This window comes from Myxococcota bacterium, from assembly GCA_040387835.1.
In the GTDB taxonomy this organism is placed as follows: domain Bacteria; phylum Myxococcota; class UBA727; order UBA727; family JABDBI01; genus JAZKCZ01.
On record JAZKCZ010000003.1, the window covers coordinates 58408 to 84386 of the forward strand.

The 25979-nt window shown below is 48.5% G+C and carries 25 protein-coding genes; 18 read left to right on the forward strand and 7 right to left on the reverse strand.

Features of this window, described 5'->3' with window-relative positions; genetic code table 11:
- Nucleotides 1–11 precede the first annotated feature (11 nt).
- From V4534_07555 to V4534_07575, 5 genes are all read right to left on the reverse strand, one after another.
- A complete protein-coding gene (locus V4534_07555; GenBank protein ID MES2504716.1) occupies nt 12–818 on the reverse strand; it encodes a M23 family metallopeptidase in 807 nt (268 codons plus the stop codon).
- The gene (locus tag V4534_07560; protein ID MES2504717.1) at nt 815–1432 is read right to left on the reverse strand and encodes a trimeric intracellular cation channel family protein; all 618 of its coding nucleotides are present in this window, start codon (nt 1430–1432) and stop codon (nt 815–817) included. The genes V4534_07555 and V4534_07560 overlap by 4 nt, the downstream gene beginning before the upstream one ends.
- Before the next feature lie 10 nt (nt 1433–1442).
- Nucleotides 1443–2207 carry a purine-nucleoside phosphorylase gene (locus V4534_07565; GenBank protein MES2504718.1) on the reverse strand — a complete coding sequence of 255 codons (765 nt, stop codon included), beginning with the start codon at nt 2205–2207 and terminating at the stop codon, nt 1443–1445.
- The gene (gene rho / locus V4534_07570; protein ID MES2504719.1) at nt 2207–3454 is read right to left on the reverse strand and encodes a transcription termination factor Rho; all 1248 of its coding nucleotides are present in this window, start codon (nt 3452–3454) and stop codon (nt 2207–2209) included. The genes V4534_07565 and rho overlap by 1 nt, the downstream gene beginning before the upstream one ends.
- A gap of 121 nt (nt 3455–3575) precedes the next feature.
- Nucleotides 3576–5024: a leucyl aminopeptidase gene (locus V4534_07575; protein ID MES2504720.1), complete on the reverse strand. Its 1449-nt coding sequence runs from the start codon at nt 5022–5024 to the stop codon at nt 3576–3578.
- A 105-nt stretch (nt 5025–5129) separates the two neighbouring features.
- Between V4534_07575 and V4534_07580 the strand changes: the two genes are divergently transcribed.
- The gene (locus tag V4534_07580; protein MES2504721.1) at nt 5130–5288 is read left to right on the forward strand and encodes a DUF1328 domain-containing protein; all 159 of its coding nucleotides are present in this window, start codon (nt 5130–5132) and stop codon (nt 5286–5288) included.
- Here V4534_07580 and V4534_07585 read toward each other — a convergent pair.
- Complete coding sequence (locus tag V4534_07585; GenBank protein MES2504722.1) at nt 5236–5838, reverse strand: phosphatase PAP2 family protein; 603 nt, start codon at nt 5836–5838, stop codon at nt 5236–5238. The two genes, V4534_07580 and V4534_07585, sit on opposite strands and share 53 nt — an antisense overlap.
- A 66-nt stretch (nt 5839–5904) precedes the next feature.
- Between V4534_07585 and nuoE the strand changes: the two genes are divergently transcribed.
- Nucleotides 5905–6363: an NADH-quinone oxidoreductase subunit NuoE gene (gene nuoE / locus V4534_07590; GenBank protein MES2504723.1), complete on the forward strand. Its 459-nt coding sequence runs from the start codon at nt 5905–5907 to the stop codon at nt 6361–6363.
- Between the two features lie 11 nt (nt 6364–6374).
- Here nuoE and V4534_07595 read toward each other — a convergent pair whose 3' ends face one another.
- Nucleotides 6375–8273, reverse strand: a complete 1899-nt coding sequence (locus V4534_07595) for a hypothetical protein (GenBank protein MES2504724.1) — start codon at nt 8271–8273, stop codon at nt 6375–6377.
- Nucleotides 8274–10458: 2185 nt separating this feature from the next.
- Between V4534_07595 and V4534_07600 the strand changes: the two genes are divergently transcribed.
- The 16 genes from V4534_07600 (at nt 10459) to V4534_07675 (ending at nt 25971) form a co-directional block, all read left to right on the forward strand.
- Nucleotides 10459–10920, forward strand: a complete 462-nt coding sequence (locus tag V4534_07600) for a nucleotidyl transferase AbiEii/AbiGii toxin family protein (GenBank protein ID MES2504725.1) — start codon at nt 10459–10461, stop codon at nt 10918–10920.
- Nucleotides 10917–11171: a CopG family antitoxin gene (locus V4534_07605; protein ID MES2504726.1), complete on the forward strand. Its 255-nt coding sequence runs from the start codon at nt 10917–10919 to the stop codon at nt 11169–11171. Before V4534_07600 ends, V4534_07605 begins: the two co-directional genes overlap by 4 nt.
- Nucleotides 11172–11383: 212 nt before the next feature.
- Nucleotides 11384–11749 carry a hypothetical protein gene (locus V4534_07610; GenBank protein MES2504727.1) on the forward strand — a complete coding sequence of 122 codons (366 nt, stop codon included), beginning with the start codon at nt 11384–11386 and terminating at the stop codon, nt 11747–11749.
- 39 nt (nt 11750–11788) lie between these two features.
- The gene (locus V4534_07615) at nt 11789–13069 is read left to right on the forward strand and encodes an NADH-ubiquinone oxidoreductase-F iron-sulfur binding region domain-containing protein (protein ID MES2504728.1); all 1281 of its coding nucleotides are present in this window, start codon (nt 11789–11791) and stop codon (nt 13067–13069) included.
- Nucleotides 13047–15167 carry an NADH-quinone oxidoreductase subunit NuoG gene (gene nuoG, locus V4534_07620; GenBank protein ID MES2504729.1) on the forward strand — a complete coding sequence of 707 codons (2121 nt, stop codon included), beginning with the start codon at nt 13047–13049 and terminating at the stop codon, nt 15165–15167. Before V4534_07615 ends, nuoG begins: the two co-directional genes overlap by 23 nt.
- The gene (nuoH, locus tag V4534_07625) at nt 15164–16099 is read left to right on the forward strand and encodes an NADH-quinone oxidoreductase subunit NuoH (protein MES2504730.1); all 936 of its coding nucleotides are present in this window, start codon (nt 15164–15166) and stop codon (nt 16097–16099) included. The genes nuoG and nuoH overlap by 4 nt, the downstream gene beginning before the upstream one ends.
- Nucleotides 16093–16587, forward strand: coding sequence for an NADH-quinone oxidoreductase subunit NuoI (gene nuoI / locus V4534_07630; GenBank protein MES2504731.1), 495 nt, complete (start codon nt 16093–16095; stop codon nt 16585–16587). Before nuoH ends, nuoI begins: the two co-directional genes overlap by 7 nt.
- A complete protein-coding gene (locus tag V4534_07635) occupies nt 16584–17042 on the forward strand; it encodes an NADH-quinone oxidoreductase subunit J (protein MES2504732.1) in 459 nt (152 codons plus the stop codon). Before nuoI ends, V4534_07635 begins: the two co-directional genes overlap by 4 nt.
- Nucleotides 17039–17311, forward strand: coding sequence for an NADH-quinone oxidoreductase subunit NuoK (gene nuoK, locus V4534_07640; GenBank protein ID MES2504733.1), 273 nt, complete (start codon nt 17039–17041; stop codon nt 17309–17311). Before V4534_07635 ends, nuoK begins: the two co-directional genes overlap by 4 nt.
- A 7-nt stretch (nt 17312–17318) precedes the next feature.
- Entirely contained in the window at nt 17319–19142 is a 1824-nt protein-coding gene (nuoL, locus tag V4534_07645) for an NADH-quinone oxidoreductase subunit L (GenBank protein ID MES2504734.1), read from the forward strand.
- Nucleotides 19139–20542: an NADH-quinone oxidoreductase subunit M gene (locus V4534_07650; GenBank protein MES2504735.1), complete on the forward strand. Its 1404-nt coding sequence runs from the start codon at nt 19139–19141 to the stop codon at nt 20540–20542. The genes nuoL and V4534_07650 overlap by 4 nt, the downstream gene beginning before the upstream one ends.
- A complete protein-coding gene (locus tag V4534_07655) occupies nt 20539–21603 on the forward strand; it encodes a proton-conducting transporter membrane subunit (GenBank protein ID MES2504736.1) in 1065 nt (354 codons plus the stop codon). Before V4534_07650 ends, V4534_07655 begins: the two co-directional genes overlap by 4 nt.
- The gene (locus tag V4534_07660; GenBank protein MES2504737.1) at nt 21600–22490 is read left to right on the forward strand and encodes a thioredoxin domain-containing protein; all 891 of its coding nucleotides are present in this window, start codon (nt 21600–21602) and stop codon (nt 22488–22490) included. Before V4534_07655 ends, V4534_07660 begins: the two co-directional genes overlap by 4 nt.
- A 24-nt stretch (nt 22491–22514) precedes the next feature.
- Complete coding sequence (locus V4534_07665) at nt 22515–23594, forward strand: hypothetical protein (GenBank protein MES2504738.1); 1080 nt, start codon at nt 22515–22517, stop codon at nt 23592–23594.
- Between the two features lie 94 nt (nt 23595–23688).
- Nucleotides 23689–24933, forward strand: a complete 1245-nt coding sequence (locus tag V4534_07670; GenBank protein MES2504739.1) for a hypothetical protein — start codon at nt 23689–23691, stop codon at nt 24931–24933.
- Between the two features lie 9 nt (nt 24934–24942).
- Nucleotides 24943–25971 carry a hypothetical protein gene (locus V4534_07675; GenBank protein MES2504740.1) on the forward strand — a complete coding sequence of 343 codons (1029 nt, stop codon included), beginning with the start codon at nt 24943–24945 and terminating at the stop codon, nt 25969–25971.
- Nucleotides 25972–25979: the final 8 nt, after the last annotated feature.

A 25979-nucleotide genomic window follows, 5' to 3' on the forward strand; every position in this document is an offset into this window, starting at 1 on the left:
TGGACCCCGCATCAAGTGCGGGGTGACAACACTTTGATTAGGGCGTGGGGGTCTACGGCGATGCCGTTTACTTTCGTTGACCAGTGTAGATGCGGGGCTGTCACCCTGCCCGTCGCGCCGGCCATGCCGATTTGTTCGCCTTTTTTCAAGCTTTGGCCCACTTGAACATCGATTCTACTCAAATGCGCATAGCTCGAATAAACGCCGCTACCATGGTCAACCAACACGAGATTGCCTGCCATGAACAGGTTTTTCGCCAACACTACTTTGCCAGTATTGCTCACATGAATCGGCGTGGTCTCATTGGCTCTTAGATCCACTCCCAAATGCACGCTTTGCAAAATCCCGTTATAAACGCGTTGATTGCCAAACAGGCTGGTAATAATACCGCCAGTTGGAAGCTCAAATCGCTCAGCCCACAGCGGGTCCTTCTCACCCATTTTATAAGCCGCTTCTATATCGAGCTTATCCTGAGCAATTTGAGCGCGCTCTTTGGCGTTGGGTTTAGTAATCTTCGCCGGAACTTTGAGCTTATTAACTTTAAAATCGCCTCGTTCAACTCCAAGCGCTAGCTTTTGAAGTTCGCGTCCCGAGCGCATTTCAGCGGTAATTTTACCGACCGGAGTTTCTAATGGAACCCCGATAACACCGCAACGCTTAGCTCCTTCGCAATCCCATAAAGCTACTTTCTGGTTGCCCATTTGCACTGACAAATCTGACGGCGCATCAGAAATTTTAATTAGCGCCACTTGGCCCTGTTTAACCATTGCTGGCTCAAGCGTGAAGGTCAGCGCCAAAATACTCAAAAGAGAAATCATCTAACCCCTAGCTTCAGCTTCACCGCTATCATTCGGCACAACACAATCAGGACCAAAGCGATGCCCGCCGCCACTGGATGCCCCAGCAAATCGCTTAAAATCAAATATAAAATCGCGCCAAAGAACGATATGACAATATAAAGCTCGCTAAAAAACACCATAGGCGACCGATTCGAAATCACGTCAGCAACAATACCCCCACCCACTGCTGTCACCACGCCCATCAAGATGGAAATAGCAGGACCCTCACCGAGCCCTTGCGCTTTTTCCACACCCGCAATGCTAAAAGCCGCAAGCCCCATGGCGTCTGCGAAAATCAAAGTTTTAAGGAAGTAGCGATGCGCAGTGGGTGCGCGCCAAATTTGGCTCAAGACGTACATCAAAATGCCAACGGAAAAAGATATCCATAAATAGTAATGATACTTCATCCAGAACACTTGGGTGCCAAGCACCAAATCTCTAAAAGTCCCGCCCGCGTTCGCCGCCACGAAAGCCAAGAAGATGGCGCCCGTGATGTCCATTTTAGATTCAATGGCTCTCAGCGCTCCAGCAGAAGCACTGGCGATCACACCAATGATCATAAATACGGTTAAAACGATTTCAATGTGATTCATAGATTAACTATCAATTACATAATGGAATCAATTTAAGCAATAAATCGCCGAACTCTTTTGAGGCGTTCTGGCCAGCCAAAGTCACTTCTTCATGGGTCAATTTGGTTGGAGACAATCCCGCAGCCATATTACAGATGCAAGAAATACCCAAAACTTCCATGTTCATGTGCCGAGCAGCAATGGTCTCGAACACGGTACTCATGCCAACAGCATCAGCGCCCAGTACTTTAAGCATGTTAATTTCAGCCGGCGTTTCATAACACGGGCCCAAAACGCCTGCGTACACGCCTTCCTGCAGATTAGGACTAATCGATTTCGCCAGTTGCCTAAGCCGCAACGAGTAAGCCTGACTCATGTCGGGAAACCGGGTGCCAAGCTGGGAGTTATTCGGCCCAATCAACGGATTATCACCGGTCAGATTAATGTGATCCGATATCAGCATTAAATTACCAACGCCGAAGTCTTGGTTAATCCCACCCGAAGCGTTGGTTAGAATCAGCTTTTGAACGCCCAAATCTTTTAAAAAGCGCACAGGAAAAGCCACTTGGCTCGCGGTATAACCTTCGTACCGATGGACACGACCTTGCATCAATAAAACAGGCGTTTCACCAATGAAACCATGAACAAAGCGACCTGAATGGCCTTCGACGGTGCTGACTGGAAAATCCGGTATTTCTGAATAGGCCAGTGAAGTTGTGTTTGTCAGATAATCAGCAAAGCCACCCAGGCCGGAGCCTAGAATGACCGCGATTTTTGCAGGTGGCAGTCCGGGCATTAGTGACTCATCGAAGCAATAAATTCAGCGTTGGTTTTGCTGCCCTTCATACGGCTAAGCAAAAACTCCATCGAATCGATCACATTCAGCGGATGTAGTAGCTGACGCAAGACCCAAACACGGTTCAACGTGTCTTTGTCCAGCAAATGCTCTTCCTTACGTGTTCCGGACTTGTTGATATCCAAGCATGGGAAAATACGCTTTTCCATCAGCTTTCGATCCAGCACGATTTCCGCGTTACCAGTGCCCTTGAACTCTTCGAAAATCACTTCGTCCATTCGGCTACCGGTATCAATCAAAGCCGTACTGATAATGGTAAGCGATCCGCCTTCTTCAACGTTACGCGCCGCACCGAAAAAGCGCTTTGGTTTGTGCAGGGCATTAGAATCCACACCACCAGACAGAATCTTCCCACTTGGCGGCACCACCGTATTATAGGCCCGCCCCAAACGGGTGATATTATCCAGCAAAATGACCACATCGCGCTTCATTTCGACCAAGCGCTTTGCTTTCTCAATCACCATTTCAGCAACCTGAACGTGACGTTGTGCAGGCTCGTCAAAAGTAGAAGCAATCACTTCGCCTTTGATGTTGCGGCGCATATCGGTCACTTCTTCAGGACGCTCATCAATCAAAAGCACCAACAAAGTCACTTCCGGATGATTGGCCGTAATCGCATTAGCAATATCTTGCATCAAAACGGTTTTACCAGCTCTTGGCGGCGCAACCACCAAAGCACGCTGGCCTTTACCGATGGGGCAGAACAAGTCGATAATACGAGTCGAGTAATTCGTCGGCAAACTTTCCAACTTAAACCGGCTATTCGGATAAAGCGGCGTTAAGTTATCGAATGAAACTTTATTACGATGCTCAGCATGCGTAATGCCGTTAATGGTTTCGAGTTTCAGCAACGAGTAATAGCGTTCTTTATCATTCGGTGGCCGAATCTGACCCCGAACGGTGTCGCCCATGCGCAAGCCGTATGCACGGATTTGCGAAGGCGCCACGTAGATATCATCGGCAGAAGGCTCATAGTTATAATTGGGTTCACGCAAAAAACCGTAGCCTTCAGAGAAGGTTTCCAATGTCCCTTCACCAAAAATCGCACCGCTGTTGCCAGCTTGCCATTTCAGCAGAGCAAAAACCATGTCCTGCTTACGCAAAAGCGCATCGAAATCCACGCCAAGTCTTTGCGCCCGGCCTTGTAGATCGTCAATTTTAGCGTGCTTTAGCTCAGATAAGTCCATCGATTCAATCTCTGGGTTAATATCTGGCAAAATCACGGGAGATGGACGTTCAGTTTGTTTTTCTCTATTATTAAAATGGGGACGATTCTTGCGTTTGATTTCGCTCATTTAAGCGTTGCTCCTAAGCCCAATTCTGTACTAGCTCAATCAATGTCCGCACCCCAAAACCAGAACCGCCTACACTGATGTAAGGTTGATCTTTGTCGTTACGGGCGGGTCCCGCGATATCCAAATGCGCCCAAACTACTTTGGGTTCTATAAATTTTTGCAGGAAGAGAGCAGCCGTAATGGCACCGCCGTAACGCTCACCTGTATTTTTCATGTCTGCAATAGGGGTCTTTAATTGATCAAATAATTCATCCGGCATTGGCATGCGCCAAAAGGATTCTCCCGTATTTTGGCTGCATTCCATAATGCGGCTAGAAAGCGCATCATCGTTAGAGAACAGCCCAGCCATGTTCGGCCCAAGAGCCACCACACATGCCCCAGTCAAGGTCGCAATATCGATCACCACATCAGGCTTATCCTTTTCCTGAGCATAGTTCATGGTGTCCGCCAAAACGAGCCGCCCTTCAGCGTCCGTGTTATTAATCTCCACCGACAGCCCTTTTCGAGAAGTAATAATATCGCCTGGATGATAAGACTTAGAATCCACGCCATTTTCCACGCAGGCCATATAAGCCGTGACTGCTACGTTTGGCTTTAGCTGTGCAATCGCCCTAATCGCAGCCAAGACACTGGCTGCGCCTGACATGTCTGTCTTCATGTGCAGCATGCCATCGGATGGCTTAATATCCAAACCACCGGAGTCAAAAGTAACGCCTTTGCCAATCAATGCGATATGCTTTTTCGCCTTTTTAGCTGGGCGATAAGCCAAACGAACCACGCGAGGTGCTGCAAAATCCGAAGAGCCTCGCCCAACGGCTAAGAGCAGGCCGAAGTTTTCCTTCTCCAGCATCTTCTCATCAAAAACTTTGACATCTAGACCATGCGCTTTGCCTTCAGCCATGGCTACTTTAGCCATTGCCACCGGGTTCATCACGCTCGGGCCTTCATTGATCAAATCTCTCGCGAGACAGACCGCTTCGGCAATCACTTCACCTTGACGCAGCAACTCTTTGGCCTGCTTATCATCGGTAAAAAAAACAACTTCGCTTAAATGACGCTCATCTTTTTCGCTCAAATATTTGTCAAAACGATAGGCGCTTAATACCGCCCCTTCACTGGCGGATTTTACCCAATTATCGGTATCAAAGAAGATGCCAACTCTGGCCGCTTGTTTGGTGTTCGCTATCTTGCAGGCCATGGCGGCTACTTTACGATAGTGCTCCTGGGAGACTTTCGTGCGATCGCCCAAACCAATCAGCGCGATGGCCTTCGGACCTTTGTCCAAAAAGGTATGCGTAAAAAAGACTTCGCCCGGCTTGCCCTTAAATCCTTCCGCTAAAGCTTTGCTTTGAATCTGACCTTTCATCAGTTGCCGAGCGTCTTTGGCCTCGTGGACCCCAAACACCAGTAAATCAAGCTTTTCGGTTTCGAAATTTCGAGGCGACGAAGAAGTTAATTTCATCGGTATTATTTAGAAAGCTTTGGTTGTGACGTCAAGCAATGAAAAAATCAGAGCAATTTCCCAAACTCAAATTCTCTTATGTTAAAGTCGATGCCGGAGGTACTTATGCTCGTTTGGGCTCTTATTTTTCTTATCGTTGCTATCGTTGCCGCTGCTCTCGGATTCACCAGCATCGCTGGCGCTGCCGCAGGCATTGCCAAGGTCATATTCTTTATTTTTGTAGTTTTGTTTGTGATTTCGCTCGTGATGCATCTAATGCACTAACCCACACCGCAAAAGCTGCCACGCAAAGACCACCCAAGATATCCACAAAATAGTGCTGCTTGGTGGTCAGCGTGGAAATGATGACCACCAAAGCCATCAACCAAGCAATCACGCCCCCCAATCTAGACTCCCGGCTCAAATAAATGGCTATCAAGACCATGATAGAAACATGCAATGACGGAAAGCAGTTACGCGGCGTATCAATGGTATGAAGCAGCCTAAAGCCCTGCTCAGAAATTCCATCTCCGGTAATTTTAGGCCGATTCATCACAGTCGGATAAATAATAAAAATCAGTCCTGAGCTCACAACGGCCGTTACTAAAGCCACCATCATGCCTCGCAAAAGCTCAGCCGAACGCAAAGCCAAGAACGCCAACGGCAGCATAAAATACTCCATGGCATAAATCCAAACGGTCCAAGTAACCAAAGGCACGCTCTTATCAATAAAAGTTGGCGTCAAAGTCACCGCCCGAGAAGCCGTCAAGACTCCTGCCCCAAAATAAAATGCAGCTAATACTAATGATGTAATCCAAAGATATCGCCAATTCATAAGCCGTAAGTCCTACCATTTCCCCGCACCTTGACAATCCGGCAACTACCTGAGAATCAACCTTATATGTTGAGCGCTGCAGAGAAATCCGAAATTGACCACGAGATAGCTAAATTTCCGGTCCGAAGAAGCGCCTGCCTTGAAGCCCTCATGATCGTCCAAAAGCACCGAGGGTACATCAGCGACGAGTCCCTACGCCTGGTAGCAGATTACATGCAAATGTCGGACACCGAACTAGACGGCATCACAACTTTTTACAACCTAATCTATCGAAAGCCCGTAGGCAAAAAAGTCATCCGAATCTGCGACAGCGTCAGCTGCTTCATCATGGGCTACGAACAAATCCGCACCAAAATCACAGAAGAACTCGGCATCCAACTAGGTCAAACCACCCCAGACAACGAGTACACACTCCTACCTACCCCTTGCCTCGGCACCTGCGACCGCGCCCCCGCACTCATGATCAACGATGAACTACATCGAAACCTGAGCGAGGAGAGCGTGGTGCAAATACTTCGATCTTAACGTTCACGTCACTAACGTTGCCCGCTCCCACCACGAGGTTTTTGGGATGGAGCAATGGTTGAACGCGCAGTAACACTTGAGGCAAAGCTTAAATTATCGTCTCCAGTGTCTAAATCCAGAGGATCATCGCCTGTTGGGCTTCTAGACGCACCAGACATAGAACGACTTCCTGGCGTTCCTGGATTCAAAGACGTGTTCAAGCTAGAACCCGATGACCCGGAAGCACCTGCACGCATTGAGTCAGGTGACATAGGGCTTCCCAAAGTCGGACTCGTTGAACCACTATCTGTTGAAGATGCCCCAGGTCTAAGTGTTGCACCGCGGGCAGCTGGTGAATTCGTTTCCAATTCAGCTTCCAATTCAGCTAATATCCTCTCATCGTCAGCATCGGAAGGGACTGCTGTCCCAGCGTTTGGTGACCCTCTAAGCGCAGCTCGTCTAGCTTCAAGAGCAGCCATCTCAGCTTTATCCTTGGCATCAGCAGCCCTCGCCGAATTTCTTTGCTTGATACGTTGGTATTCTTGCCCTGCGGACCTAATTGCTTCCGGAGATCCAGGCTTAAGTACAGGCGTACCCGCGGTACCAATACCATCCTGAGGCTGGAACTGACCTTCTCTAAGCTTTGCGACGCGACGCTCCAATTCGGAATCTTCTCGGGTTCTTTGAAGCCTTGCTTCAGGAGTTTCCGGAACCTCTCCTAAGCCCGGAGCCCAATCTCCAGGCTGAGGATTTCGCAAATTGGCTCTAAGCGCGTCGTTCGCAGTTCTAATATCAGCCCTGCTTGGTGCGACAGAGCTGGTCGAAGCGGAGCTGGAGCTGCTCGCCAAATTGGCCCGGGTTGCTGCTGGAGAGCGAGGTGTACCAAAAGAGGCTCCTGTTGCGGTGGACGATCTAGAAGCAAAACTCGCATTATGTTCAGATGGCGACAAAGGCTCTCTGAAACTTCCATTTGGAGACGATGCGCGCGTGCTCCTCTCCTGAGTGTCATCTAACCTAGCACGCGGGGCACCTCTGAACCAAGCTGCCAGTCTGCCAAACAAGCCTGGTGCGCGAGGTGGTTCACCACCAGCAAATGAGGCGTTAGAGCTTGTGGGGAGTGCTTGGTATGGCTCCGATGGCACATCAGACAACGTTGAAGCGAACGATGCATTGGACGAAGTAGCTGGAGTCGGACCTGGCTTCTCACCGCCGATAACAACTCGAACATCTTCCCCTGGCATAGGCGCTGCCCCCTTTCCTTCAGGCGGCAGGGCCAAATCAGGATCTTTTTTTGGTACTTCTTGACCCATGACTGGCTTATCTTTAGCAGGCCAGACTCGATTGAATACAGCATGAAAAAAGCCGCGGGATGCTGCATAGGTTGCGAGTTGCACAGCGCCTGCCTTGGCAACGAGTGCCGGCAAAGCTAAAACAGCCAAACCGTGTGTCGCGGCCATAGGACCGGCAATCATTGCTGTGCCTGCAAAGAAGCCGGCAACGGTGGGCAAAGCGTGCTCAAAAGCTAAACGGAAACCCATTTCTGTTTTAGATACTGTGGGATCCTTGGCCATCCGACGGGCGGCGGCAAGAAATTCTGTCCCGCCTAACACCGCGCCACCAATCATCGGTAAATGTGCGAATCCAGCAGCTCCAATACTGAAAGGAGCGTTCACCGCTGCATTCATTCCTAACTGGTAGGCCCCAGCTGCCAACCCTGCGCCAGCCGTACGGCCTATCTTATCTCGCAAATCGGAAGGGCTAGCGTTGCCGCTAAAGTAGTTAACGACGCTGCTGAGCATTCGACGCGGTAAACTTGGTTTTTGAACTACAGTTCCCTCGACAGCCCCACTGAAATCCATTTCTGCGACAGGGGGAGTGATCACTTTCCCGGTAGGCAGCTCTCCTGCAGCACGCACTTCTTCGGGGGTCATAGGTATCGCCTGGACTATTTTCCCTGAGCCTTCAAAAAAAGAATCGGTTGGTTGATTTAATTTTTGCTCAACTGGTTTCCTAGGCGAGTCCTCAGCGTCGTACCTTCTAAAAGCTCCCATTCCACTATTTGGACGATTTACCATTTGCTCCCCCCAGTATTAAATAAGCAGGCATTTCCTGATATCATTACTTCATAATATCATAACTTCATCACCACACTCAACATCGCCTTATTTATTTTAAAACAGACTTTAATTTAGCCAAAAAGGCGCCAAGGCGCCCTTTAATACAGTGCTTATTAAACCATCTACTGCAAAGTACACAGACTCGATGGACAGGTGTCACGGTCTACGCAAGGGTTGCCTGCCTGACAATTGCCTTGGCTATTAGTCCAGCCGCAACTTCCGCCGGCATTGCAACAGGCGCCACTGGTATCTATTATGCATTGTTGCGCGTTGTTAGGTATCTGACTACACAATGTTTTAGCCGAGCAAATCCTCTGATCTAACGTACAAGGTCCGTTAAAATTGGGCCAGTAACATATCGTGCTACCTACGTTATTACAGTGATTAGGGTCAATAATACCACTACATTGGGTAGCAACAGTAGGCTCTTCGCCACAGGCGCCGGTGCTGGAATCTGCTCCATTCGGATATAAAGTTGGGTCTGGAACGCGCCCTGACCAATGTTGCCAGCTACAGGCTTGTCCGCTTTGATTGGTGCTCACGTTACAGTCAGCCTGATTATTGAAGGTTTGACACCTAGAAACCGCGGCGCAGCTCCCGGGGCTGCCGGGAGTCCATTGGCAGTAGCTACTAGCATATTGTTGCTGATCGCAATCTGCTGAAGAGAGCGCTTGAGAGCAGCTGGTAATCAGAGTGCAGGTACCGCCATTCCAGTAGCACTTCAAGTTTGCATTCGCATTGCAGGAATTAGCGTCCTTAATATCTCCGCATTTACCCGGGGTCTTCAATTCACAGACGGCGCTAGGCGTGGCATTTGCGTCCCAGTTACAAGTATTAATCGCATTGCAGCTTGTCATGCAGGTGGCGCTAGAGCACTTCGTAGTATCCAGCGGACTACAGGTTGTTCCGCAGTATTGGCACGAGACCCCTTTTTTTATAAGATCGGCGCAAAGGGTTGCCGACCCCGAACCATCGCTACATTGCGCGACTGCATTGCAGACGCCGTTAGACCAAATACAGCCGAGGGCCAGACCCGGCTTACCACTGCATGCAGTTGAATCTTTAATATCGGTGCAGAGTAAAGGGGTGGTCAACTCACATACCGGATTTGGCGTAGCTAATGTGTCCCAAGTGCAAGGCCCGCCGCTAGCAGGGAGCACCAAAGGACAAATATCTGCATATATAGCAGCGCCGCAACTGGTAACATTGACACATGCGTTACCGTCGCTTGAGTACAAACACGACAAAGCTTGTTCAACGCTCGAGCAAACATCCTGGGTAGGGGCGTCCGAGCATTGGTTTACGACACCACAGTTACCCGCTAGCTCCCAGTAGCAATACTGGATTGAACCACCAACCGTATAGCTTCCATGGCAGTCGTCTTTCGTTGGAACATCTCCGCAGTTAGTAATTTGCGCACATTGCCCACCGGGGGTCCAATAGCAAGAGTTAGTAGCTGATAAGTTGGTGTCGTTGCAGTTGGTTGGGTTTTTGGTCACAGTCAGATCACTGCATGCAGAAGCCAGTTGGCACTCCGAGGCCGTGTTATCCCAAAAGCAAGAAGCCAGCGTATTGCAGGAAGTTTGATCTTTTACAGCGTTGCAAGTGCCTGCACTGGGTTTAAAGCATTGCTTGGTTTTATCCCACACACAGCCGTTGAAGGGCGTGGGTGAGTTGTCGCAGACTTGGCGGTTCGTGATATCACTACAGCTGGTGATTGTTTGACAGGCGTTATTTTGCCAAGCGCAATAACCGTTATAATTATGGTTATTACAAGCGGCCTCGGACGTGACCTGCACGCACTGGGTAATCGGCGCCGGCGTTGAGCTGCTGCAGTTTACCAAAGCCAGAAGTAATGAGCTTAGTATGAGTACCTTCATAAAATTAAGGATATCACCAACTTTTCATACAATTGTTAAATCAGGGTGAAATTTTAGGCGATCCGGACATTATCCCGAACGACCTAGCGATTTAAAACAACTGGTATATACTGGTATATATGTCCGCTTTAGAAAAAGTCTGCACCTGCTTTGAAAAGAATAACATCCCCTATGCACTCGTAGGGGGTTACGCGGTTGCATTGCACGGTGTGCCCAGAGGCACATTTGACATGGACTTCATTATCCGGTTTCGGGAAAACGATTTTATTGCCCTAGAAGCGGCAATGATAAGTATCGGTTTTAAATCGCGCCTACCGGTTTCTGCCAAAGAAGTATTTCAATTTCGGCAGGAATACATCGATAATCGCAACCTTATTGCCTGGACTTTTATTAACCAAACCAACGCAATGGAATTAGTAGACATAGTTTTAACGGACAACTTAGAAGATGTTTCCACGGTCAACAAAATCATCGGAACCACAAAAATCCAAGTCCTTTCCAAAGCTGATTTAATTAATATGAAAAAGCGTGCCGGCAGGCCGCAAGATTTAATTGACGTGAACTTTCTGGAGCGAAAATGAAAGAGCGACCCTTGCAATATTTCAGCGATGAATACATCGAGCGCGCCAAGGATCTCACACCCGCGCAGATTGTTGAATTTTTGGACCAATTTCGCGAGGTGATGAATGCCGGTCAGCCGTCTAAAAGCAAACTTATCAGCATGAAAGTGCCTGAGAATCTATTAAACGCCTTTAAAACAAAGGCGAAGTTAGAAGGGCGTCCGTATCAGTCTGTTATTAAGCAATTGATGAAGGCATGGTTGCAGGGGTAGGACGTGGCGCGCAGTCCCTGGGCCATCTGCGGGATACCGGACCAATGGTCTATTCGGGATAATCGTTAATCGCCATCGTTCACCCGGACAATCAAGCCCGTAGGGCGCCGATGGTCCGGGTGAACAAAACAAAATACACATCGTGAAACCCGATAAACACCCAAAACTTGACACAATAGAACCACATTCCTAACATGCACCCTGGAGTAAAAATGAAGTCAAAATTTATCTTTTCGATGTTAATATGTTTAGGCGCTTTGGCAGACGGCCCTGATCCAAAATCATGCGAGGAGGTGGCACAAATCATGTCTCCTTTGCAAAAGCCTCCAGTGACCGTCAGTACAAAAGACGGTGAATGTTGCGTCAGCATGGCGGGACTACCTGATAATTGTATGCCACTTGAAACAATGGTCAATCAGATGCGGACAGAACAACGGCTGACTCAAGAACAAGAAGAACAAAGAGCCGCCTGCTATGACGAGCTGGTGGAGTCAGGAAGAGACATGACGGGTGTATTGCCCCTGCCAGGTCCAGGTTGCCAATTTACCGTTATCGGCAAGAACTTCCAAGAGCTGTAGCGACTTGACAATCATGGCGATCCTTGGGAACAAGGGCAGATGCCTTCACCAGAGAAGCCGCTAACGCAACATATCCGCCCGGATGGCGACGTGCTTTCCATTAGTGAATACATGGGCGTTGGTGGCTATCAAAGTTTGCTCAACTTGAGCAACATGGCGCCGCAGGACGTTACCAAATTAATATCCGATTCCGGGTTGATGGGACGAGGCGGAGCTGGTTTTAGTACAGGCTTTAAGATGAGCGCTGTGCCCATGGGTGAGAACGCGCCTAAAACCAAATATTTGGTTGCCAACGCAGACGAAATGGAGCCCGGTACTTTCAAAGACCGACTCCTGTTGGAAGGCAACCCTCACCAACTCATCGAAGGTATGCTGATTTCAGCCTATGCTATTGGTGCTAATGTTGCCTATATCTTTATAAGAGGCGAATATAAGCTCGCCATCACCCGGCTTAATAAAGCTGTTGAAGAAGCTTATGCCAAAGGTTTTTTAGGCGCCGGTCGCAATCTCGAACTTCATGTTCACCCAAGCGCCGGGCGCTATATTTGCGGTGAAGAAACCGCGCTCATTAACGCCCTCGAAGGCAGACGCGCTACGCCTCGGGCTAAACCACCCTTCCCGCAAACTGTGGGGCTGTGGGGAAAACCCACGCTGGTTCAGAACGTTGAAACCTTGAGCAACCTGCCTCATATCATTAATCATGGTGCTGAATGGTTCAAAGGCCTTTCCAAGGGCGTTGATGCCGGCACCAAACTTTATGGCGTCAGCGGGCACGTGAACACCCCCGGTTGCTACGAGCTGCCCATGGGGACAACCACCCGGGAGCTTCTGGAAGTGCATGCTGGCGGCATGAAAGCTGGCCGCAAGTTCAAGGCTTTACTGCCAGGCGGCGCTTCGACTGACTTCTGGTTAGAAGACAAGCTCGATACGCCGATGGATTTTTCATCGACCGCCAAAATCCGTACTCGCATGGGCACGGGCACCATGATCATACTCGATGATAAGACCTGTCCTATCGGCATGCTTTTATCGCTCGAGCGCTTTTTCAAACAAGAATCCTGCGGCTGGTGTACGCCTTGTCGCGACGGCCTCTCTTGGGTGGCTAAAATCTTGGAAGCTTTTGAACGTGGTGAAGGCAGAATCGAAGACATCGCTCAGCTAGAACGCCACGCCAGGCTTCTTGGCCCCGGCAGCACTTTTTGCGCGTTAGCACCCGGAGCGGCTTCTCCGCTTGGAACCGGGCTGGCCTATTTTAAAGACGAATTCTTGCAACACATTCAAGAAAAGAGATGCCCTTATGCCGACCATCTTCATCGATAACAAACCTTATGAAGTCAAAGAGGGGCAAAATGTTTTGCACGCTGCGGTATCTCATGGCTTGAACCTGCCCTACTTCTGCTGGCATCCCGCACTTGGTTCTGCAGGTGCTTGTAGACAATGCGCGGTGCAGCATTTTAAAGATGAGGCCGATACCGCTGGCCGCATGGTCATGTCTTGTATGACCCCTGCGAGTGAAGGTTCGCGATTTTCCATAGAACACCCGACTTGTAAGTCATTTAGAGCCGATGTGATTGAGTGGATGATGACCAATCATCCGCATGACTGCCCTGTTTGCGATGAAGGTGGCGAATGCCATTTGCAGGACATGACTCTCATGACGGGGCATAATAAGCGCAACTATCGTTTTCCCAAACGGACGTTCAAAAATCAGGATTTGGGGCCGTTTATTCATCATGAGATGAACCGTTGTATTACTTGCTACCGTTGCACACGATACTATCAAGATGTTGCTGGCGGCGATGATTTGCATTCGTTCTCTTCTTCTAACAAAGTTTACTTTGGACGATTTGAAGACGGCATGTTGCAGAGTGAGTTTAGTGGAAACTTGGTCGAAGTTTGTCCGACAGGGGTTTTTACCGACAAGACTTTTAGAGCCAACTATGTGCGCAAGTGGGATTTGCAGACGGCGCCTTCTATCTGTCAGCAGTGTAGTTTGGGATGCAATATTAGCCCTGGGGAACGGCTTGGGAGTTTGAGACGGGTTCAAAATCGGTTTCATCCTGAGGTTAATGGGTACTTTTTGTGTGATAAGGGAAGGTTTGGGCATCGGTTTGTTAATCGGGACCCTCTCCCGATTTTGGCTAGCCAAAATCTCCCTCTCCCACTCGTGGGAGAGGGTAGCCTTGTTGGGATCGGGAGTCCGTTGGCTTCGCTGGAGGCTAACTTTGCATTGAGAGAGTTGGTTGGGGTGGATAACTTTTTTGATGGGCACACATCGGCTCAGCATCTTTTGCTGCAGCGGATTATGGAGATTTTGGCGCAATACCCGGAGACTGCTTCGCAGCTGGATATCCGGCAGGCGGATTTCATTTTGGTTTTGGGCGAAGATTTGACTGTCACCGCCCCGATGTTGGCCTTGTCTATTCGGCAGAATATTTATGCTTTGAAGCAAAAAGATGCCGCTTCCAAAGGCATCCCCGAATGGAACGATATTGCGGTTCGTAACGCTGAGCGGGATTTGCCCGATTGCTTGTACTTGGTAGATGATGCGGTGACTAAGCTTGATTCATTGGCTTCGCAGAAAATGGGTCTTGATTTCGAAAAAATTTCTGAGTGGATTCCGAGGCTCCGTGCCGCCAATAATCCCGTGATTATCGCGGGAACAAGCTTAGAATCGAAAGCTTTGATCGATTTGAGTAAAGAGCTTAAAGATATGGCGCCGAAGGCTAAGCTTTGCTACGTGTTGCCGGCTTCTAACAGCTTTGGTTTAACACTGATGCAGCCTAAAGCTTTGACTGCGCTGCCGGATAACGCGCACGCCATCGTGGTTGAGCAAAGTTTGCCTGAGGATGTGCTTCAAAAGTTTGCGCACTTAACCGTCATTGATTATCTGCCCAGCGAGACTTCGGCTAAAGCGAATATGGCTTACGGCTGTGCCAGCTTTGCGGAAACAACCGGTACCTTAGTGAATCACGAAGGTCGTGTGCAAAGGTTCTACTCGGTTTTTGAAAGACGTGAAAAACGGCCGGAAAGTTGGCGTATTTTGCGCGATCTGGGCGGCTTTGTCTGGGACAATGTTGATGCGCTTTGCGCCGATTTGATAAAGCAGTTTCCGATATTTGTACCATTTTTCAAGCAGGCGCATGGCGCGGAGTTTAAGATTAAGGGCGAGAAAATCGCGCGACAGACTTCGGAATTTAGTGGCCGCACAGCGATTCACACCAAAATAAGCATGCACGAGCCGGCGCCACAGGCAGATCCGGATTCGCCGTTTGCCTACTCGATGGAAGGCTATCATGGCGATATGCCGCCAGATTTGGCGGCGAGTTATTGGAAGCCGGGTTGGAACTCGCTTCAGGCCTTTAACTCTATGCCGCACACCACCAGTGGCTTTAAGGTTAAGGTGGGCGGCCTATGATGGTTGTGATTATTCCAGTTTGCATGCTGCTCACGCCGCTTATTATGGCGTCGTTGCTGGTTTGGGGTGAACGGCGTTTCTTGGCGCTGTTTCAAGAGCGGCATGGACCGAATCGCCTCGGGCCTCTGGGTCTTGGGCAGTTGCCGGCAGATGTCATAAAGATGTTTTTTAAGCAGGACTGGGTGCCGCCATTTGCGGACAAGTTCGTATTCATCTTGGCACCTGCCATTATTATGGCAACGACTTTGCTGTCGTTTATGGTGATTCCGGCGATGCCGGGTTTTGTGGTTTGGGACTCTAGCGTTGGATTGCTGGTGTTTTTAGCTTTGTCTGCGCTGGGCGCTTACTCGGTCGTTTTGGCGGGCTGGGCTTCCAATAACAAGTACGCGTTGCTGGGGGGCCTTCGCGCTTCGGGGCAAATGCTGGCTTATGAAGTGTTTATGGGTCTGTCTGTGATGGGCGTCGCCGCTCGGGCTGGCTCGTTTAACTTGACGCAGATTGTGGAATCACAGGCTGGGTGCTGGAACATTATCCCCCAGTTTTTAGGGTTTGTGATTTTTTATATTGCTTCGCTGGCCGAAACTCATCGAACGCCGTTCGATTTGGCGGAGGCTGAGAGCGAGCTGGTGGCAGGGTTTCACTCGGAGTACAGCGGACTTAAATTTGGCATGTTCTTTGTGGGCGAGTACATTGGCGTGACGCTCATGTCCATGATGATGTCGGTTTTGTTTTTTGGTGGTTGGCAGGGGCCGTTTATTTCGGGGCCTTGGTGGCTTTTGCTGAAGACGGTTATTTTGATCATGAGCTTTATTTTGGTGCGCGCAACGCTGCCGCGGCTTCGCTATGATCAGTTGATTAAGCTAGGTTGGAAATATCTGCTGCCGCTGTCGTTGCTTAACTTGATGGTCACGGCTTTGGTGATTTTATGGTGAGCATATTAAAGGGTCTATGGCTCGTTTTTAAGCATGCTTTCAATAAGCCGGTCACGATTCAGTATCCGGAAGAAATGCCGAAGTTGCCGCCTCGGTACCGGGGTCGCATTGTTTTGACTCGGGATCCGGATGGCCATGAACGCTGCGTCGCTTGTTATTTATGCTCGGCAGTTTGTCCAGTGGACTGTATTTCGATTCAGGCGACTGAGGATGAAAACGGACGTAGGTATCCTAAGACTTTTCGTATTAATTTTTCGCGTTGTATTTACTGCGGGCTGTGCGAAGAGGCTTGCCCGACCACTGCAATTCAGCTAACGCCTGATTTTGAAATGGCTGAATATCGGCGCGAAAATATGGTTTACGAAAAAGAGCATTTATTGATTTCAGGGCCTGGCAAGTACCCGGGGTATAACTTTTATCGGGTAGCCGGAGTTTCAGTGGGCGTGAAAGAAGATGAGCCGATTGATACCAGGAGTCTGATGCCATGAGCTTTGTTTTTCACATGAGCTCTGCCATTGCGATTTTGGCGACCTTGATGGCCATGATGTCTTTGAAAGCCATTCATGCTTTGATCTATTTTATCGTGTCGCTGCTGGCTTTAAGCGTGGCCTTGTTTGATGTTGGTGCGCCGTTTGCGGCGGCGCTTGAGCTGATTATTTATGCGGGCGCCATCATGGTGCTGTTTGTTTTTGTGGTGATGTTGCTGAATACCAACAGGGATTTGTCTCGCAAGAATTTGATATTTCCGGCCATATTGTTCGGGCTTATTCTGACAGAGTTTTTTTGGTTGTCGCCTAAGGGTGGCGAAAACCACAATATGGCAGCGATTAGTCCTTATGAGATTATGGCGCTATTGTTTAAGCAGTATGGCGTTTTGGTGGAGCTCACTTCTTTTATTTTGTTGGCTGGGGTCATTGCTGCCTATCGGATAGCGAAAAAATGAACGAGATTTTATTTGTATCGACGGTGCTTTTTTGCATCGGTTTATTTGGACTGTTGATTAGGCGTAATTTTCTATTTATTTTGTTGTCCATTGAAGTCATGTTCAACTCGGCTGCATTTGCTTTTGCGGCAATTTCTTGTCATTTAGGAAAACCAGATGGACAGATACTTTTTTTACTTGTCGCAGCCATTGCCGCTGCAGAAATCGCCATCGGGTTGGCGCTGCTCATCGCTCACGACAGGCTCTTTAAGACCACAGATTTGGGGTAGCTAATTCATGCAACTGGCCATTATCCCTTTATTTCCGTTAATTGCTTTCGCCATCCTGGCTTTTATCGGGCCTAAGCTTTCGACAAAGCGTGCCCAGATTATTGGTGTGGCCGGGATTGGATTGTCGTTTGTATCGGCTTTTAGTGTGCTGAGCTTCTTGTTTTTGGGGCCAAAAGAATTTGCGGCTTACCGGGAAATTTTGTGGACTTGGATTCCATTTTATTCTTCTGAAGTTGACACGGCGACCATTCAGATGGCGTTTTATTTAGACAGTCTGTCTGCTGTCATGTTGATGGTGGTGACGTTTATCTCAACGTTGATTGCGGTTTTTGCAACTTCGTTCATGGAAGATGACACAGAAGTTTCGTGGTTTTTTGCCTGCATGAACTTGTTTGTGAGCTTTATGCTCATTTTGGTTTTGGGCGATAATTTATTGGTTTTGTTTTTGGGCTGGGAAGGCGTTGGACTTTGCAGCTACTTGCTGATTGGCTTTTGGCGAAGCGAAATTGCCAATGGTCTTGCGGCGATGAAAGCCTTTGTGACCACGCGTGTGGGCGATGTCTTTTTGCTTTTCGCGATGTTTTTGATTTTTGCCTCGTTTGGCACGCTGAATATCCAAGAGGTTTTGGATTTAGCGGATGCTAACTGGCCGGTTGGGTCTCGGGTTGCCGCTTTAACCACGCTTTGTTTATTGATTGGCGCAGCGGGTAAATCGGCGCAGATACCGCTTCAGGTTTGGTTAGCAGATGCCATGCGTGGGCCGACGCCTGTGAGTGCACTCATTCATGCGGCGACCATGGTGACGGCTGGGGTTTACTTGATTGCTCGTTTGGGCGGTTTGTTTGCTTTGGCACCTGCGGTGCAAAGTCTGGTTTGGATTGTAGGCGCGGCAACGCTGATTATTGCGGGCATATGCGCGCTGCTGCAAAATGACATGAAACGCATTTTGGCTTACTCCACCATGAGTCAGCTGGGTTATATGTTTTTGGCACTGGGGGCTGGGGCTTATTCAGCGGCGGTTTTTCATTTGGCCACGCATGCTTGTTTTAAGGCGTTGCTGTTTTTAGGAGCTGGGGCCGTGGGGCATGTGATGCATCATGAGTACAGCTTGCTGAAAGTGGGTAACTTGCGCTTTAAGTTTCCGCTTTTGTTTTGGATATTTTTGATTGGGCTGGCGTCTTTGTCCGCTTTGCCGTTTGTGACATCTGGATTTTATAGCAAAGAGTTAATTTTGTCGCAGGTGCTGATGTCGGTTGGTCTGACACCTTGGGCGATTGGCGCTTTTGGGGCGTTGCTCACCGGGCTTTACTCTGCGCGATTATTCGTTTTGTTGTTTTTCAAAAAGCCTATGCACGAAATCATACCGGCTGGATTTATCGATTGGCGGATGAAGTTGCCGCTGATTACTTTGGCAGTTTTGTCTTTGGTCGCTGGCTTTTTGCCGATTCCGGCCTGGGTGGATCGCAGTGTTTTGGCGCTCAGCACGCCGCCGACACATCTTTTGTGGCCAGAGTTTATGGCTATTGCGCTTGGTATGCTGGGCATTGCGATAGGTGCGCTGTATCGCTATGGCCTCTTCGTGCAAAGCAATGTGTGGATGAATAACTTAGGCTTCGATGCGCTTTACGGGCGATTGCTCGTTATGCCTTACGAACGCATTTCGTTTTTCATGAAGGCTGACCCCATTCGGGCAGTTTATCGGTTGGTCGCTCTGGTGGGCGGCTCGATTCAACACTTGTTGATGCTACTGCAAACTGGGCGGGTCTTACATTATGTGTCTGCGCTGGTGGTCGCCTTGATTCTCATGCTCGCTTACCGGATGGCTCTATGACCTTACTGCTTATCGTGGCACTGCCAGTTTTTGGCGCACTGCTTGGTTTGCTTGCAAAGAGGTGGGCCTCTTATATTTCGTTGGTCAGCCTTTTAGCGGTGATTGCGCTGACGCTGACTGCCTATGGTTGGGGTGAGGCGGCCAGCAGCTTGGAAGATTTGTGGCTGTTTGAATACAAGTTTCAGTGGCTGCACTTTGCACTCGATGGCTTGTCTTTTGTGCTGCTACTCACTGCGGAGGCTTTGGCCGCGATTGGGTTGGTGCTTTCTTGGAATCGCCCGCGGGAGCAATTCTATTTACTGACAACGGTGGCTGGGCTTTTTGGGCTCTTGCTGTCGATCGATCTGTTGGCATTCTTTATTTTCTGGGAACTGATGTTGTTGCCGGTCTACTTTTGGGTGCTTCAATTTGGGCGTGAAAAGCGGAATTTTGCGGCGCTTCAGTTTATTATTTTCACTCAGGCCAGTGGGCTCTTACTGCTGGCGTCGATCGTGGCGCTCTTTGTTCTGACTGGCACCACCAATTCGATTGAGCTGATGGAAATCGCCCTACCCCGCAGCATTGAGCTTTGGATTGCCAGCGGGTTTATTTTGGCGTTTTTGATTAAGCTGCCGGTGTTTCCATTTCACACTTGGATGCCCAGCATGTTTGATGACGCGCCTAAGGTGGCGGTGATTTCAGGCTTGCTGCTGAAGACGGGCGCGTATGGCTTTTTGCGCTTTGTGCTGCCGATGTTTCCGGAAATCTCCGCGATGTTGGCGCCTTTCATGATGTGCCTGGGGGTTATCAGCGTCATTTACGGCGCGGTGCTCGCATTTGCACAAAAGAATCCTCGTAAAGTACTTGCTTATGCCACTTTGAGCCATGCGGGTTTGATGCTGATGGGCCTTTTCAGTGGCAATGTGCTTGCGTTAAACGGTGTCATTGTATTGATGGTGACAGGCGTGTTGGCTACGGCGGGACTATTTATTTCGCTGGAGCTGCATCTTGGGTTTTCAATATTTTTTGCGATGGCCAGCATCGGCCTGCCTGGGCTTGGCAATTTTATTGGTGAGTGGCTGCTTTTGTTTGGCTTGTTTCAACAGCGCCCATGGACGGCGATCTTGGGTTCGCTGACGTTGGTGCTGGGCGCTGCGTATATGTTGCGGTTGCTGATTCAGCTTTTCTACGGCGAGAACAGGCCGGCGGCAGATCCGGCTGAATTTACCAATGTCAAAAGGGTTAGCTGTCTATTAGCGGCGGCACTACTCTTATGGATTGGGCTATCGCCAGCGGCACTTCTTGATTTGACGGTTCCAGCGTGGACAGATGCCAACGCGGTTTCACCGGAGCTGCCCGATATCGAACCGCCATTGCCTGAGCCTGGCAATGAGCTGGATGAAGGAGCAACCAACGTATGACGCCTGCTGAATGGACGCTATTGCCAATAGGCGTAAGCATCGTTGCGATTTTGGCTTTTATCCCTGCAGCTGGAATGACATGGTTGATTGCCAGTCTTGGGTTGATTCTTTCGTTTGTTCAGTGCTTCGACAATATGTTTGGGCAGCTGATTCTAATCGCTTCACTGGCTGTCGTCCTATGCTCTCGCCGCCAGCCGGGTGAGTTTCATATCTTGTTGCTCAGCAGTACTTTAGGCGCTCTGGTCTGTACGCAAGCGCGGGACTTTATCACGTTATTTGTTGGCATCGAACTGCTCAGCTTGCCTATTTACGGGTTAATTGGTTTTGATTCTAAGAACGCTAAGAATCTAACCGCAGCGATTAAATATCTTGTCTTAGCTGGCACATCGTCTGCCTTCATGCTCATGGGCATCGTGTTTCTGTATGCAGAAACGGGCTCGATGGCGCTTCACTTTACCGGACCTTTGGGCAGTTGCCTCTTTTTGGCAGGTATTTGTTTCAAGCTCAGCTTGGCGCCTTTTCACTTGTGGACGCCGGATGTCTATAACGATGCACCGCTGCCAGTGACTGCTTTTTTGGCAACGGTTTCGAAAATCGCCTTTGTCAGCATTTTGATGCAGTTTAGCCCCTCACCTAAGTTGATGCCGGTTTTGATGGCGGTTGCCGTGTTGTCCATGCTTGTTGGCAGCATTTTGACGCTGAAAGCCGATAAGATGGCGCGCTTTTTGGCTTATTCGTCCATCGCGCACATGGGTTATGTGATGGTGGCGTGGATGACGCACTCGAACATTGCCTTTTATATGGCGGCTTATACTGTCTCGCTGTTGGTCATTTTTTGCGCGTTGATGCTGGATTTCGAAAAGATTGCGATTTTGGGGCTTCTATCTTTGATGGGCATCCCCATGACACCTATCTTTTGGGCTAAATATCAGGTGTTAATTTCAGCGTTCGCTGCGCATCAACCTGTGTTGTTTGGTGTTTTTATTGTTTCAAGTTTTATTAGCGTATACGGATACGGACGGGTAATCGCCCGAATTTGTCAAAGGACTAAGCTGTCATGACCCGACTATTTTGTTTAATTTTGTTGTTTACGGTCGGCTGTTCTAAAAGCTGTGCGCCCAAAGAATCTACCGCGCCTTTAGCCACCTCTAAACCGCAGGTCACTGAATTTAATGCGGTTTCGTTGGAAGGGCTGAATGCACAGCAACAGACCCAGTTTATTAAACTGGTGAACGACGAAATCTGCCCGTGTAACTGCCCCATGTCATTTGCGGCGTGCATTCAAGATGAAGACACCTGCAAACCAGCGGTTATCCTAGCCCAGTGGATCATTGAGCGTTTGAAAGAACAAGTGCCCATGGAAATGATGGCACCAGCTCTAAGTCAAGAAATCAACTCAGGCTTTAGCGCCAATCCTCAAATCATCGATATTGCGGATTACAGCGTCAAAGGTGCAGCCAATGCCCCGTTTACGCTGATTGAGTTCGCCGATTTCGAATGTGTCCATTGTAAGCAAACGGCTCAATTCATTGAACAATTTATCGCCAAACATCCTGAGGTTCGCTTTATCTACAAGCACTTCCCCTCGAGTGTTCACCCTCAAGCAAAGCAAGCATCCATTGCGGCTGAAGCTGCTGGCGAGCAAGGCAAGTTCTGGGAGATGCATCACGCACTATTTGGCTCCATTAGGCCGCTAACCGACCATCAAATCGAGAGCTTAGCCAAGAAATGGAAGCTCAATATGCCTAGATTTAAAGCAGATATGAACAAATCTTCGGTTCAAGAACGCGTCGAATCCAGCATCAAGGAAGCAGCACAGCTAGGCATCGCTGGCACCCCCGCCCTATTTTTCAACGGGCGCCCATATCACTTATCTTCCGACCTGTTAGGCTTAGAATTACGCCTGGCTATGGAAAAAGCCCGCAGCCAGCAAACCTGCCAAAAATAACATACAACATGGTATGATTATGTAGTGAGCAAATACTACATAATCATCGCGCTCGCCACACTTCTACCCGCATGCTATCCGGGCGATGACTTCTTCAAAGAAACCGAAAAGCCAGCGCCAACACGCTTTCAGTCAGCGTTAAACAGCGCAATGTCGACTGTCGGCAAAGTCATGAGCGAGCAAGAGCCTGCTGGCCCAGATGGCATATCTCTCGAATCAATATCGGAAAATTGGAAAGAGATACAAAAACGCTATACGAAGCAAATGGGGACGGGGGTCGGTAATATCAGGCAGTCGCTCAATGAGCTAAAAGACGATGAGAGCGCAACAAAACGTATCATCGATTACAAAAATCATGAAGACCAATCCTCGCCACTCGAGCAGGGAATCGACCAAAAAGAATGGGCGAAAGCATTGCGAGAAATTAGTCTGAATGACACCGCCCTAAAACAAATACTAAAGGTGCGAGATGGGTTATTGGGCGAAGACGGAAGGATGCTTAGAAATCTCATGCGCGAAATGCTGGAAGATCCGGGCAAACGAAAAACATTCGTTCAAGCAGTAGAATATAAGGAATGTGAAAAAGCTCAATCAAGTTCTCTTCAAGCTCTAATAAACTGCAGGCCCCCATTAAGTGAAAATTTTAAATTCGCATATTCTCTCTATAGATTTAGCGAGACGGGCCTAATGAAAAACATAGAGCTGCTTCTAGCCACACTTGAATCTCCAAAATCGGATTTCAAATGGCTACAAGAAGGCAATTGGGAACCTCTATTCGGACTCATTTTAGCACTAGAGCCTCATGTATTTAGAATGGTGGATACCCTGACTCGAGATCTGAATGCAGCCGAGCTCAAAGAAGTACTATCGTATGCAGCAAAGTTATTTGACAGCCCAAATAACAAACAACTAGCCAAGATTAAAGGTGCTTTATCGCCAGAGGCAAAAGAGCTTTTCGAAGCAGGCTTCCTAGAGTTCACTGGCTTTGATTGGCCTACTTTAACCGCCGCCCAACTACGAAAAATCATCGGCCAACTAGGCGAATTCATCGATCGATACGAAAGTGAGATAGATAAACTATTTGGCCTGATGAAAGTCAACTAAGGAATCTCTTTTCATAATAGAATGTTAGCCTCCTAAGGAGCGTTCAGACCTACCGTTCTTGACAGAAGACGATGGCACTGTACAGTGAAACGGAATGAAATTAAGCTACAATTTATATGCTTATTTATTATTGCTTTTAGCCGGCTGCGGTAGCAATGGCTGGAGAGTTTCAGACGAGCCCCCAGCAATTGAATCTGTCCAAGCACAAGAAGCCGAAGAAGTCGAACCCGAGCTCGAACCGCTGCCTGGGTATGTTAGCCCTGAGGATTCAAAGCTCATCCTTAAGGCCTCTAAAATCATAAGAACCGCTTCAAAAGGTCAAGAACTGGACTTATCCTGGGTTAGAGAACTACTGGGAGATGAAAGACTCGATCAAGCCGGCAAGGTTCTGGTACAAATCTTCGATAAACATACCGATAATTTCGGTGGTATCGCCAAAAATCTCATCGACTTAAAAAAATACGCGGATGCGGAGCCGATGGCCGAAAAGACAGAGGATGACGACCTGCGACAAGCACTCTATTTAGAAAAAATAGCCCAAAACCAAGTTCTTCGTGATCAAATCTTAGAAGTTCGAAACCTTCTATTTGACAAGAATGGTGCGCTCACAAAAGATGGCAACACATTTATTTTGATGATAAAAACCACCCTCCTTAGTAGAGCAGAACGGGTATCCTTTTTAGACGCAACCAAGCTAAACGAGTGTCATCAAAAGCACCACACAGATGAACATGATATAATTACCTGTCCACCTGGTTGGCTTCTTGCATGGGAATTTGCAAAGTGGAAAATGGGTAGCTCAAACCCAAAAATGGACTTTAAACTTACAGATTTGAAAACCTCCATTGAAGAATTAAAAAATGCCTTGAAGAGCAAATGGCAAGAGGCCGAGCTCAAATACCCCTTGCCACTCTCTAAAGACCCTCCGGCACACGAGCTGGATTTCTTGTTAAACGACAAGCTAGAGCCTCTGTTTAGATTAATTGACACATTGGTTTCTGAAATACCGGTCGAGTTAGGAGAGCTATCTCGTAAGATCACAGACAAGGATGTGCACAAATATCTCAATAACACTGTCACCTATTTACGAAGTCCCGAACGCGTCACTGGGAAAAAAGCTGCAAAAGAGCTCGCGCCCCTAACAGACGAGTTATTAGACTTACTTTACCGAAGGCACTTGGCTGGCGGCGTCGGTATAGCGCCCCGCATTGAACCATCTCAAGGTCTGACGCAAACAATTGTTTTTAGTCTCTTAACGCAACTACATAAAAATCTCTCCGATAAGACCATAGGGTTGAAGTGGTTTTTGAATGCCATGAAGCCCCGTAAGGACCAATAGGAGTTTGTCATGAAGACGAAATTTATCATTCTAGCCCCACTGTTGCTGGCCATTGGCTGCGGCAACGCCGAGTTTAGCGAGTTTGACTCAAAGCCCATGCCGCCTCCAGAAGAATTGGTGGCAACCGCGATGGAGCTTATGGCTTCGGGTGCTGAAACTTGCAAAGAACAACGCATGAGTCTGGTGAAGGACAACTGCGGCAGAGTGAAGGAAGTTGTCGGTCACCTTAAAAAGATCGCCAAAAAATCCACCAAAGTAGATATCACTCCGATGGTGACTCACTATGCGCAAGTTAATAACGACATGATTAAAGACATGATCGCTATTATTACCAGCGATGGCTTTAAAGTTGTTTTGATTCAAGTTGCGGATCTTCTAACGTCCATCGCCAATGACACTGACATCATTGCTCCTATGGAAAAGCTTCACAAAGGATTTTCAGAACAACCAGGGGACCGCCTTGCTGAAATCATATCTAATGTGGCTACCAATACCACCTATCAACAAGCGGTATTTGGAGCGATGCACACAGCATTATGTGAGAACGCCACTGAACAAGATATTTTAGGCGCTCTTTTTTCCCCGAGCGTAATCTGGGAACTGGGTCCTAATGCTGGCTATTTGTTGACCAGCAAATTTGCTGACAACTACCTCAAGCTGCAAGGAAAACTTAAGGGCTTAACTATACCAAAAGAAACTCAAGACTTTATCGGTTTGATACAGCAAATGATTCCTAATCAAGATCTAACCACCCAAATTTGCGACATGCAGGTTGCCAACTTCCAAAAGCACTTCGCTTTGGTCGCAAGCTTATTGAAAGCGCCGGCCAACTCTGCCCACCCAAGGCCCCTTCGCACGTTGCTCAATATGCTGTTTAAGGTTTACACCATGACTGAACTTGACGGCTGCGTGGGCAAATCCTTCGATACATTTGGGTCTGAAGACATTAAAAAAACTCTCGAGTTGATGTCTGCTTTTATTAAAAACGAAGACACCGGCCTCATGGGCTTTCTTAAAAATTTGAAACCTCGCAATTAACACCGGAC